Origin of the sequence: Streptomyces sp. E-08 (assembly GCF_049913095.1) — a bacterium.
In the GTDB taxonomy this organism is placed as follows: Bacteria; Actinomycetota; Actinomycetes; order Streptomycetales; family Streptomycetaceae; genus Streptomyces.
In genome coordinates, this window is record NZ_CP183971.1 from 5,811,293 (window position 1) to 5,822,810 (window position 11,518).

Annotated in this window: 9 protein-coding genes; 2 read left to right on the forward strand and 7 right to left on the reverse strand. The window is 73.1% G+C overall.

The features are described 5' to 3' along the window. Positions 1–10: 10 nt before the first annotated feature. The 3 genes from pyk to pta all read right to left on the reverse strand — a co-directional run bounded on the left by pyk (position 11) and on the right by pta (position 4,831). Positions 11–1,441, reverse strand: a complete 1,431-nt coding sequence (pyk, locus tag ACN9MM_RS26990; protein ID WP_426366198.1) for a pyruvate kinase — start codon at positions 1,439–1,441, stop codon at positions 11–13. Positions 1,442–1,523: 82 nt separating this feature from the next. Further along, the gene (locus ACN9MM_RS26995; RefSeq protein ID WP_426366199.1) at positions 1,524–2,753 is read right to left on the reverse strand and encodes an acetate kinase; all 1,230 of its coding nucleotides are present in this window, start codon (positions 2,751–2,753) and stop codon (positions 1,524–1,526) included. Then, positions 2,750–4,831, reverse strand: a complete 2,082-nt coding sequence (pta, locus tag ACN9MM_RS27000; protein ID WP_426366201.1) for a phosphate acetyltransferase — start codon at positions 4,829–4,831, stop codon at positions 2,750–2,752. Before pta ends, ACN9MM_RS26995 begins: the two co-directional genes overlap by 4 nt. Positions 4,832–5,136: 305 nt before the next feature. Between pta and ACN9MM_RS27005 the strand changes: the two genes are divergently transcribed. Then, the gene (locus tag ACN9MM_RS27005) at positions 5,137–6,162 is read left to right on the forward strand and encodes an ATP-dependent 6-phosphofructokinase (RefSeq protein ID WP_426366202.1); all 1,026 of its coding nucleotides are present in this window, start codon (positions 5,137–5,139) and stop codon (positions 6,160–6,162) included. A 216-nt stretch (positions 6,163–6,378) separates the two neighbouring features. Then, entirely contained in the window at positions 6,379–7,494 is a 1,116-nt protein-coding gene (locus ACN9MM_RS27010; RefSeq protein WP_426366204.1) for a helix-turn-helix domain-containing protein, read from the forward strand. A 16-nt stretch (positions 7,495–7,510) separates the two neighbouring features. Here the strand turns inward: ACN9MM_RS27010 and ACN9MM_RS27015 are convergent, their stop codons facing one another. The 4 genes from ACN9MM_RS27015 to ACN9MM_RS27030 form a co-directional block, all read right to left on the reverse strand. Then, positions 7,511–8,251, reverse strand: a complete 741-nt coding sequence (locus tag ACN9MM_RS27015; protein ID WP_426366206.1) for a tyrosine-protein phosphatase — start codon at positions 8,249–8,251, stop codon at positions 7,511–7,513. Between the two features lie 29 nt (positions 8,252–8,280). Continuing rightward, a complete protein-coding gene (locus ACN9MM_RS27020) occupies positions 8,281–8,889 on the reverse strand; it encodes a helix-turn-helix domain-containing protein (protein ID WP_426368837.1) in 609 nt (202 codons plus the stop codon). Positions 8,890–9,052: 163 nt separating this feature from the next. Then, complete coding sequence (locus tag ACN9MM_RS27025; protein ID WP_426366207.1) at positions 9,053–9,748, reverse strand: response regulator; 696 nt, start codon at positions 9,746–9,748, stop codon at positions 9,053–9,055. Further along, positions 9,745–11,436: a sensor histidine kinase gene (locus ACN9MM_RS27030; protein ID WP_426366208.1), complete on the reverse strand. Its 1,692-nt coding sequence runs from the start codon at positions 11,434–11,436 to the stop codon at positions 9,745–9,747. Before ACN9MM_RS27030 ends, ACN9MM_RS27025 begins: the two co-directional genes overlap by 4 nt. Positions 11,437–11,518: the final 82 nt, after the last annotated feature.

Consider the following 11,518-nt stretch of genomic DNA (forward strand, 5'->3'; position numbering starts at 1 on the left):
ACACGGAGCGTCAGGCGCTCTCGGTGCCGCCCAGGTGGTGGACGCGGACCATGTTCGTGGTGCCGGGGACGCCGGGGGGCGAGCCAGCGGTGATGACCATGGTGTCGCCCGCGTTGTAGCGCTGGAGCTTGAGGAGCTCCGCGTCCACGAGGTCGACCATCGCGTCGGTGTTGTCCACGAACGGGACGAGGAAGGACTCGACGCCCCAGCTCAGGGTGAGCTGGTTGCGGGTGCCCTCGTCCGTCGTGAAGGCGAGGATCTGCTGCTGCGTGCGGTAACGGGAGAGACGGCGGGCCGTGTCGCCGGACTGGGTGAAGGCCACCAGCGCCTTGCCGTCCAGGAAGTCCGCGATCTCGCAGGCCGCACGGGCGACGGAGCCGCCCTGGGTGCGCGGCTTCTTGCCGGGGACCAGGGGCTGGAGGCCCTTGGAGAGCAGCTCCTCCTCGGCCGCGGCGACGATCTTCGACATCGTCTTCACGGTCTCGATCGGGTAGGCGCCGACCGAGGACTCGGCCGACAGCATGACCGCGTCCGCGCCGTCCAGGATCGCGTTGGCGACGTCGCTGGCCTCGGCGCGGGTCGGCCGCGAGTTGGTGATCATCGACTCCATCATCTGGGTGGCGACGATGACCGGCTTGGCGTTGCGGCGGCACATCTCCACGAGGCGCTTCTGCACCATCGGGACCTTCTCGAGCGGGTACTCCACCGCGAGGTCGCCACGGGCCACCATGACCGCGTCGAAGGCGGCGACGACGGCGGCCATGTTCTCGACGGCCTGCGGCTTCTCGACCTTGGCGATGACGGGGACCCGGCGGCCCTCCTCGTCCATCACCTTGTGGACGTCCTTGACGTCGTCGGCGTCGCGGACGAACGACAGGGCGACCATGTCGCAGCCCATCCGCAGGGCGAAGCGGAGGTCGTCGACGTCCTTCTCGGACAGGGCGGGGACGTTGACCGCCGCGCCGGGCAGGTTGATGCCCTTGTGGTCGGAGATGACACCGCCCTCGACGACGATGGTCTTCACCCGGGGACCGTCGACCTCGACGACCCGCAGCTCGACGTTGCCGTCGTTGATCAGGACCTGGTCGCCCTTGGAGACGTCGCCGGGCAGACCCTTGTAGGTGGTGCCGCAGATCGACTTGTCGCCCGGGACGTCGTCGGTGGTGATGGTGAACTCGTCACCGCGCACCAGCTCGACCGGTCCCTCGGCGAAGGTCTCCAGACGGATCTTCGGGCCCTGGAGGTCGGCGAGGACGCCGACGGCGCGCCCGGTGTCCGCGGAGACCTGCCGGACGCGGTCGTACCGCTCCTGGTGCTCTGCCTGGGACCCGTGGCTGAAGTTGAATCGGGCCACGTTCATGCCGGCCTCGATGAGAGCCTTCAGCTGCTCATACGAGTCGACGGCGGGGCCCAGCGTGCAGACGATTTTGGAACGGCGCATGAGGCGGATCCTATCGGTTTGTTTCACTGCGGAATATTCCGTCTGGCGGAAAGTACAAATGGGCGCGGGCCCGCTCAAGCGTTCACTCGTTCGAGCTCGCCCCGTCCAGAACGAGCGCGTAACTCTGGCGCGCGATCTCCAGCTCCTCGTCCGTCGGCACCACCGCGACCGCCACCCGCGCGTACACCGGCGAGATGATCCGGGCCTCGTCGGAACGCACAGCGTTCAGGTCCGCGTCCACCGCGAGCCCCAGCTCCTCCAGGCCCGCGATCGCAGCCTCCCGCACCGGTGCGGCGTTTTCGCCGACCCCCGCCGTGAACGCCACCGCGTCCACCCGGCCGAGCACCGCGTAGTACGCCCCGATGTACTTCTTCAGGCGGTGGACGTAGATGTCGAAGGCGAGCGCCGCCCGCTGGTCGCCCTCGTCGATCCGCCGGCGGATCTCCCGCATGTCGTTGTCGCCGCAGAGCCCCACCAGACCGGACTTCTTGTTCAGGAGCACGTCGATCTCGTCCGCCGACATGCCCGCCACACGCTTCAGGTGGAACGTCACCGCCGGGTCGATGTCGCCCGAGCGGGTGCCCATGACCAGGCCCTCCAGCGGCGTCAGGCCCATCGAGGTGTCCACGCACCGGCCGCCCCGCACCGCCGAGGCGGAGGCGCCGTTCCCCAGGTGCAGCACGATCACGTTCACCTCCTCCGGCTCCTTGCCGAGCAGCCGCGCCGTCTCCCGCGAGACGTACGCGTGCGAGGTGCCGTGGAAGCCGTACCGGCGGATCCTGTGCGCGTCGGCGGTCTCCACGTCGATCGCGTACCGCGCGGCCGACTCCGGCATCGTCGTGTGGAACGCCGTGTCGAAGACCGCCACCTGCGGCAGGTCCGGACGCAGCGTCATCGCCGTACGGATCCCGACCAGGTTCGCCGGGTTGTGCAGCGGCGCCACCGGCACGAGCCGCTCGATCTCCGCGAGCACCTCCTCGTCGATGACCGTCGGCTCGGTGAACCGCAGCCCGCCGTGCACCACCCGGTGGCCGATCGCCGCCAGTTCGGGGGAGTCCAGGCCCAGACCGTCGGCCGCCAGCTCCTCGGCGACCGCCTTCAGCGCCGCCGCGTGGTCCGCGATCGGCCCGTTCTTCTCCCGCTTCTGGCCACCGCCGCCCTGGAGCGGCGTGTGGACGAGCCGGGAGGTCTCCTCGCCGATCCGCTCGACGAGGCCCTGCGCGAGCCGGCTGTCGTCGTTCATGTCGAGCAGCTGGTACTTGACCGACGAGGAACCGGAGTTGAGGACGAGTACACGGGTGGGGGGCGTCATGCCGGCAGCTCCTGGGCCTGGGACTGGATCGCCGTGATGGCGACCGTGTTGACGATGTCGCTGACGAGCGCGCCGCGCGAGAGGTCGTTCACGGGCTTGCGCAGACCCTGGAGCACCGGGCCGACGGCCACGGCGCCGGCCGAACGCTGCACGGCCTTGTAGGTGTTGTTGCCCGTGTTGAGGTCCGGGAAGATCAGCACGGTCGCCTGGCCCGCCACCTCCGAACCCGGCAGCTTCGTCGCCGCGACCGACGGCTCGACGGCCGCGTCGTACTGGATCGGCCCCTCGATCCGCAGCTCCGGATGCGCCTCGCGGACCAGCTTCGTCGCCTCCCGGACCTTGTCGACGTCGGCGCCCGAGCCCGAGGTGCCGGTGGAGTACGAGAGCATCGCGATCCGCGGCTCCACGCCGAAGCGGGCCGCCGTCGCCGCCGACTGGGCGGCGATGTCCGCGAGCTGCTCGGCGTTCGGGTCCGGGTTCACCGCGCAGTCGCCGTACACGAGCACCTTGTCGGCGAGGCACATGAAGAACACCGAGGAGACGATCGACGCGTCCGGCTTCGTCTTGATGATCTCGAACGCGGGCCGGATCGTCGCCGCCGTGGAGTGCACCGACCCCGAGACCATGCCGTCGGCGAGCCCCTCCTGCACCATCAGCGTGCCGAAGTAGTTCACGTCGGAGACGACGTCGTACGCCAGCTCGACGGTGACGCCCTTGTGGGCCCGCAGCGCCGCGTACTTCTCGGCGAACGCGTCGCGCAGCTCCGAGGTCTGCGGGTCGATCAGCTGCGTGTCGCCCAGGTTCACGCTCAGGTCGGCGGCCTTCTTGCGGATGGCCTCGACGTCGCCGAGCAGCGTCAGGTCGCAGACGTCACGGCGGATCAGCACGTCGGCGGCGCGCAGCACCCGCTCCTCGACGCCCTCCGGGAGCACCACCCGGCGCCGGTCGGCCCGCGCCTGTTCGAGCAGCTCGTGCTCGAACATCATCGGGGTCACCCGGCCGCTGCGCGCGACCGAGACCCGCTTGAGGAGGTCGGCGGTGTCCACGTGCCGCTCGAAGAGGCCGAGGGCGGTCTCCGCCTTCCGCGGGGTGGCGGCGTTCAGCTTGCCCTCCAGGGCGAACAGCTCGGCCGCGGTCGGGAAGCTGTTGCCGGCCACGGAGATGACCGGGGTGCCGGGCGCGAGGCGGGCCGCCAGGGTCAGGATCTCCTCGCTGGGCCGCTCGTTCAGGGTGAGCAGCACACCGGCGATCGGCGGGGTGCCCGCCGAGTGCGCGGCGAGCGCGCCGACGACCAGGTCGGCCCGGTCCCCGGGGGTGACGACCAGACAGCCCGGCGTCAGCGCGTTGAGGAAGTTCGGCAGCATCGCACCGCCGAAGACGAAGTCGAGCGCGTCGCGCGCGAGCCCCGCGTCGTCGCCGAGGACGACGGTGGCGCCGAGCGCGTGGGTGATCTGGGCGACCGTCGGCGCGGCGAGCGCCGGCTCGTCCGGCAGGACGTAGCAGGGCACGGGGAGCCGGGCCGTGAGCCGCTCGGCGATGGACTCGCGGTCCTCGCCGGCCACCCGGTTGACGACCATCGCGAGCACGTCGCAGCCGAGCCCGTCGTACGCCCGGAACGCGTTGCGCGTCTCGGCCCGCACGGACTCGGCGGTCTGGCCCTTGCCGCCGACCACCGGTATGACGGAGGCGCCGAACTCGTTGGCGAGGCGCGCGTTGAGCGCGAGCTCGTCGGGGAGCTGGGTGGCGGCGAAGTCGGTGCCCAGGACGAGGACGACCTCGTAGTCGCGCGCCACGTCGTGGAAACGGTCGACGAGCCGGGACACCAGCTCGTCGGTGCCCCGCTCGGCCTGGAGCGCGGAGGCCTCGTGATAGTCCATGCCGTAGACCGTCGCGGCGTCCTGGGAGAGCCGGTAGCGGGCGCGCAGCAGGTCGAAGAGCCGGTCCGGGCCGTCGTGCACCAGCGGCCGGAACACCCCCACCCGGTCCACCTGGCGGGTCAGGAGCTCCATGACTCCCAGCTCGACGACCTGGCGGCCGTCACCGCGGTCGATCCCGGTCACGTACACGCTGCGCGTCACGCCGTGGTCTCCTGTCCAGTCCTGCGGAAGGGGCCGAGCGGTGCCCTCGCGGCACCTCTGCGCGGCCCGTGCGTCAATCGACAGTGCTCAGAAAGCCCCGATAGGGCGGCATTACCCCCTTGACAATACCCCCGCCACTGGTTAGGTCGCCCGCCGGACGAAGGGCCCGCGGACCTGGGACGAAAGGCCTCCGCCGGGCCGCCGGGAGGGACGCGCGGAGAGGTGACGAGCGCGGCCGTCAGGCGGACCGTGTGAGAATTGCGGTGGCTCACCAAGGACCGCGACCGAGCAGGAGACACAGCACGATGCGCATCGGAGTTCTCACCGCAGGCGGCGACTGCCCCGGCCTGAACGCAGTGATCCGGTCGGTCGTGCACCGGGCGCTGACCGGCCACAACGACGAAGTCATCGGCTTCGAGGACGGGTTCAAGGGTCTCCTCGACGGCCACTTCCGGCCCCTCGACCTCGACGCCGTCAGCGGCATCCTGGCCCGCGGCGGCACCATCCTCGGCTCGGCCCGCCTGGAGCGGAACCGGCTCCGCGAGGCCGCCGACTCCGCCTCCGACCTGGCCCGGGAGTACGGCATCGACGTCCTCATCCCGATCGGCGGCGAAGGCACCCTGACCGCCGCGCGGATGCTCTCCGACGCCGGCATGCCCGTCGTCGGCGTCCCGAAGACGATCGACAACGACATCTCCTCCACGGACCGCACCTTCGGCTTCGACACCGCCGTCGGCGTCGCCACCGAGGCCATGGACCGCCTCAAGACCACCGCCGAGTCCCACCAGCGGGTGATGGTCGTCGAGGTGATGGGCCGCCACGCCGGCTGGATCGCCCTGGAGTCCGGCATGGCCGGCGGCGCCCACGGCATCTGCCTCCCCGAGCGCCCCTTCCAGGTCGACGACCTCGTCAAGATGGTCGAGGAGCGCTTCGCCCGCGGCAAGAAGTTCGCCGTCATCTGCGTCGCCGAGGGCGCCCACCCGGCCGAGGGCTCCATGGACTACGCGAAGGGCGAGATCGACCAGTTCGGCCACGAGCGCTTCCAGGGCATCGGCAACCAGCTCGCCGTCGAGCTGGAGCGGCGCCTCGGCAAGGAGGCCCGCCCGGTCATCCTCGGCCACGTCCAGCGCGGCGGCACGCCCACCGCGTACGACCGGGTGCTCGCGACCCGCTTCGGCTGGCACGCGGTGGAGGCGGCGCACCGCGGCGACTTCGGCCGGATGACGGCGCTGCGCGGCACGAACGTCGAGATGGTGCCGCTGGCCGAGGCGGTGACCCAGCTGAAGACGGTCCCGCTGGACCGCATGCGCGAGGCCGAGTCGGTCTTCTAGCCCGAAGGCCCGGGCCTCCCCCGTATCGCCTCCGGGACCCGGAACGACCCGAGTGGCCCCGACCGTCCCCCCGTGGACGGTCGGGGCCACTCGGCGTGCACGGCATCACCCCCGGAAATGCCGGTTTCCACTCTTGAGCCCCGGCGCGAGATCAACAAGGCTGGGGGCCTGTCCCGGACATGTCCCGAGCCTGTCCGGCGGAAGGGGGAGGCGCGGATGACGCCGGGGGAGCACGCTCCTGATCCACGGGAGGCACGGAGCCCCGCCGAGTTCCTCGCGCGCCTCCAGACCCTCAAGGACCGGTCGGGCCTGACCTACCGCGAGCTGTCGGCACGCGCGGAGGCGAGCGGCGACGTCCTGCCCCGGTCCACGGTGGCGAACATGCTGTCCCGCCCGACCCTGCCCCGCGAGGAGCTCCTCACCGCGTTCGTCCGCGCGTGCGGGGTCCCACCGGACGAGATCGAGGCCTGGCGGACGGTACGCGGGGAGCTCGCGGTACGGGGGGTGTACGGCTCCGAAGCGCAGGACCCGGGCCACGCGCCCGCGCAGGACCTGGAGCCCGACCGCGCGGAGGGTGACGGTGAGGGCCGGGACGGTGACGATTCGGGTGCGGCTTCCGGTGACGGCGACGGCGACGGCGAGGGCGACGGCGAGGGTCCGGGTGGGGACGCCCCCGGACGTACCGGAGTGGTGCCCGTCTGGCCCGGTGCCGCCGAGGGGGCCGGCGCGGGTGCGGACCGGCCCGGGCCGCGGTCCCGGATAGGGCGCGGCCTCGTCGCGGCGGTCGCGTTCGCCGGGCTCGTGCTCGCCGGCGTCAGCGTCGTCGCCTTCCTGAAGGACGGCCACGCCGGGCACCCGCCCCGTACCCCCACCGCGCCCGCCGCCGGGGACGTCCGCATCCGGGTGACCGGCACCGAGTTCTGCCTCGGCGAGCGGCGCGGCACCCGCACCGGCCAGGTCCACCAGCTGCCCTGCGCCGCCGCGGGCGTCCCCCGCTACTCGCTGGCCGAGGCGGGCGGCGGCCGGTGGAGGATCGTTTCGGACCATCCCGACTTCGGCCCCGGCTGCTCCGGCATACCCTCCGGCGGCCGGATACCCGACGCCGCGTACGAGGACTCCGAGTGCGGCGACCCGACCCGGGTCGAGTCCTTCGCCCTGGAGGCGTTCGGCACCCCGGTCGAGGGGTACCGGATCGTCCCGGTGGGCTCCGCGACCCCCGGCACCTGCGTCACCGTCGTCGGTGACCGCTCGGCCGCCTGGGCACGGCTCGCCCAGGCGCCCTGCGCGCCGGACGCGGCCGGCCAGCTCTTCGACTTCGACCGGCGGGACTGACGGGGAACGGGCGCCCCTAGGGGGCCTCCACCAGACGGGCCCTGAGCGCCGTCACCACCGCCGGGTCGAGGCCGACGTGGCCGGTGACGTACCCGTACACCGAGCCGTACCGCTCGCGCAGGTCCGCGAGGAACAGCCGGATGATGTCGGCGGGCGCCCGGCCGTAGCCCGGCCAGCGCGGCTCCCGGCCGGGGTGGGCGGCCCGCCAGTCGCCGATCAGCCGCTCCGTGGCCAGCTCCGTGAGCGCGAAGTCCGCGAGGATCTCCTCGTCCGGGACGTCCAGGAGGGCGAGGACGACGGCCGCGAGCAGACCCGTACGGTCCTTCCCCGAGGCGCAGTGGAAGACGAGCGGCTCCCCGGCGGCGGCGATCACCTCCAGGGCCGTACGGAGCTCCTCCGCCCCGTCCTCGGCGACCTCGGCGAACCGGTCGGCCAGGTAGCGCCAGGGGTCCAGGGCCGGGTCGATCGCCTCCTGGTCGTAGGGGCGGTGCTCGATGGAGAGGTTGTGCCAGGAGACCCCCTCGGTCTCCGGGAGGCGGCCCTTGCCGGCGATCTCCCACGGGTAGCGCAGGTCGATCACCGTGCCCACGCCCAGCGCGCGGAAGCGCTCCAGGTCGGCGGGGCCGGCGTCCGCGAGCTTGCCGAGCGAGTCGGAGCGGTAGAGGGTCTCCCACCGCACGGTCCCGCCGTCGGTGGTCCGATAGCCGCCCAGGTCACGGAAGTTGTGGAGTCGGTCGAAGGATATGTGTCGTCTCACCGCGCCAATGTACGGCGACCGCACGGCCGTTACGGTCCCACCGCCGCCCAGAAGTGCGCGCTGATCTCCTCCAGGTAGGCGCGTCCCTCGTCGCCGGTCGCCCCGGAGGCGCCCCAGCTGCTGGTCGCCACCATCCGCGCGTGGTACTCGGTGTGGAGGAGCTGGAGCGCGGACTCCACGATCCGCTTGGGCAGCGGCACCAGCTTCACGGTCGGTTTCACGTACGCCTGCCAGCGCGTGGTCGCCGCGTCCCGCAGCGTCTCGGCGAGTGCCTCGTCGCCGCCGGTCGCGGTGATCAGCTCGCGCGGCCCGAGGCCGAGCACCTCGGCGAGGGAGGCGGTCTGGCGTTCGCTGCCGCGCCAGCGGCCCTCCTCCTCCATCCGCTGGTACGCGGACGCCGACACGCCGATCCGCCGGGCGAGCTCCTCGGCGGGGAGCCCGCGGGCCACCCGGTGCTCGCGCAGGGTGGACGCGGCGGCGATCAGGTCCGCGGGGGCGCACCACAGGACGCCCGCGAGGGCCGTGAGCTCCTGCTCGCTCGGGACCGCCGTGCCGCGTTCCCAGGCGACCACGGTGTCGGGGTCGACGAGGATGCCGTACTGCGCCCGCAGGCCGTAGGCGACATGCCCGGGGGCCATGCCGAGGCCCTCGCGGAGCCGGCGCGCGGCCTGGGCGTCGAAGGGTGGGGAGGGTTGGTGCACGCGGCCACGGTAGGTACAAAAAGTGACGGCTGGCTACGGTGCGTTCGCCCAAACGTGCGAAGTCGTAGGAAGAGGGGAACTGATCAGTAACAGGGCCGTTTCAGTGGCCGCGCGCCGGGCCGTCGAGCCACCGGTACTGGAGCTCGGGCCGCCCGATCTGACCGTACTGCGGGGCCCGCACGGCCCGCCCCTCCGTGACCAGGTGTTCCAGATAGCGGCGGGCCGTGATCCGGGAGATCCCGACGGCCGTGCCGGCCTCGGCGGCCGTGAGTCCCGCCGGGGTGGCGCGCAGGGTGCGGGTGACCGCTTCGAGTGTCGGGCCGCTGAGCCCCTTGGGGAGCGTGGCGGGGTGCGGGGCCCGGAGGGTGGCGAGGGCCCGGTCCACCTCGTCCTGCCCGGAGGCCTCGCCGGCCGCGGCGCGGAACTCGGCGTACCGGACGAGCCGGTCCCGGAGCGTGGCGAAGGCGAACGGCTTCAGGACGTACTGGACGACCCCGAGGGACACGCCCTCGCGGACGACCGCCAGGTCGCGGGCGGACGTCACGGCGATGACGTCGGCGGAGTGCCCGGCGGCCCGCAGGGCGCGCAGGAGCTGGAGGCCGTGGCCGTCGGGCAGGTAGAGGTCGAGCAGGATCAGGTCGACCGGCGTCCGGTCGAGGATCCGCACGGCGGCGGCCCGCGAGTGCGCGACCCCGACGACCCGGAAGCCCTCGACGCGCCCGGCGTAGAGCGCGTGGGCGTCGGCCGCGACGGGATCGTCCTCGACGACGAGGACGCGGAGGGGGCTCGTGGTCACCCGGTCACCTCCTCGTCCGCGCCGGCGGCACCGCGGGCTCCGTCTTCCCGGGGCACGCGCACGGGCACCCTCTCAGGCACCGCCTCCCGCGCCGGCGACACCTCCGGCAGGGGCAGCCGGACGGTGAACTCGGCGCCGCCCTCCTCCGCGTCCGTCACGGTCAGCGTCCCCGAGGCGCGCGTGACCGCCTGCCCCACCAGGGCGAGACCGAGGCCGCGGCCGGGGCCCCGGGTGGACCAGCCGCGTCCGAGGACCGCCTCCCGGTCGGCGGCGCGGACTCCCGGGCCGCTGTCGCCGACCCGGAGCAGCAGTTCGCCGCCGCCCGCGGGGGCCGCGACCGTGACCGTCACGCGTGCGTGCGGGTTCCCGCCGGCCGCCTCCACGGCGTTGTCGATGAGGTTGCCCAGGATCGTCACCAGGTCCCGGGAGGGCAGGGCCGCCGGCACCCGGCCGTCGTCGATGCGGCTGTCCTCGGTGAGGACCAGCTCCACGCCCCGCTCGTTGGCCTGCGCCGCCTTGCCGAGCAGCAGTGCGGCGAGGACCGGTTCGCCGACGGCGTCGACGACCCGGTCGGTGAGCGCCTGGGCGAGCTCCAGCTCCGCCGTCGCGAACTCCACGGCCTCGGCCACGCGCCCCAGTTCGATCAGCGACACGACCGTGTGCAGTCGGTTCGCCGCCTCGTGGGCCTGGGAGCGGAGCGCCTCCGTGAAGCCCCGCTCGGAGTCCAGCTCGCCGGAGAGCGCCTGGAGTTCGGTGCGGTCCCGGAGCGTGACGACGGTGCCGCGCCGCTCCCCGCCCACCACCGGGCGGGTGTTGACCACGAGGACCCGGTCGGCCGTCAGGTGCGTCTCGTCGACGCGCGGCTCCGAGGAGAGCAGCGCGCCGGTCAGCGGTGCGGGCAGGCCGAGCTCGGCGGCGGGCCGTCCGACGGCCCCGTCGTCCAGACCGAGGAGCTCCCGGGCACCGTCGTTCATGAGGGCGATCCTCCGCCGCCCGTCGAGCATCACGAGCCCCTCCCGCACCGCGTGCAGCGCGGCCTCGTGGTAGTCGTGCATCCGGCTCAGCTCGGTCGCGTTCATGCCGTGCGTGTGGCGGCGCAGGCGGGCGTTCACGACGTACGTCCCCGCTCCGCCGAGCGCGAGCGCCGCGCCCGCCATGACGAGCAGGGCGGTCACCTGCTCCCGTACCTGCTCGCTGATCTTGTCGATCGTGATGCCCGCGCTGACCAGGGCGACGACCCGCCCGCCGTCGAAGACCGGCGCCACCGTCCGGACGGAGGGGCCGAGGACACCCAGGTGCGTCTCCGAGTAGAGCCGCCCCTGCCGCGCCTCCTCGATGTGACCGAGGTACGTGCGGCCGATCTGCGCCGGCTCCGGATGAGTCCAGCGGGTGCCGTCCGGGGCCATGATCACCACGAAGGCGACGCCCGCGTGGCGGCGCAGCGACTCCGCGTACGGCTGGAGCGCGGCGGACGGGTCGGCGGTCCGGGCGGCGGCGGCCACGGACGGGGAGTCGGCCACGGCGGCGGCGGTCGCCGTGGCCTGGCGCCGCGCGGTCTCCTCGGCCTGCGCGCGGTCCGTGACGTACGCGAAGGCCGCGCACCCCGCCACGACGACGGCCACGAGCACGACCTGCATGGCGAAGAGCTGGCCGGCCAGGCTGCGGGGGCGGGGGAGGCGGAGACGCATGCGGGTAAGTGTGCACGTGGGAACGTCCGCGGGCGGCACCCCGTTCCCGAATCGTGCTGTTCCCGGAGGGGGTCCGTCGCTT

Bases quoted from the DNA above. Each gene is read 5' to 3' on its own strand.
- ACN9MM_RS27010 (WP_426366204.1), top strand. From the start codon at position 6,379: ATGACGCCGGGGGAGCACGCTCCTGATCCACGGGAGGCACGGAGCCCC.
- ACN9MM_RS27020 (WP_426368837.1), bottom strand. From the start codon at position 8,889: ATGGCCCCCGGGCATGTCGCCTACGGCCTGCGGGCGCAGTACGGCATC.
- ACN9MM_RS26995 (WP_426366199.1), bottom strand. From the start codon at position 2,753: ATGACGCCCCCCACCCGTGTACTCGTCCTCAACTCCGGTTCCTCGTCG.
- pyk (WP_426366198.1), bottom strand. From the start codon at position 1,441: ATGCGCCGTTCCAAAATCGTCTGCACGCTGGGCCCCGCCGTCGACTCG.
- ACN9MM_RS27030 (WP_426366208.1), bottom strand. From the start codon at position 11,436: ATGCGTCTCCGCCTCCCCCGCCCCCGCAGCCTGGCCGGCCAGCTCTTC.
- ACN9MM_RS27005 (WP_426366202.1), top strand. From the start codon at position 5,137: ATGCGCATCGGAGTTCTCACCGCAGGCGGCGACTGCCCCGGCCTGAAC.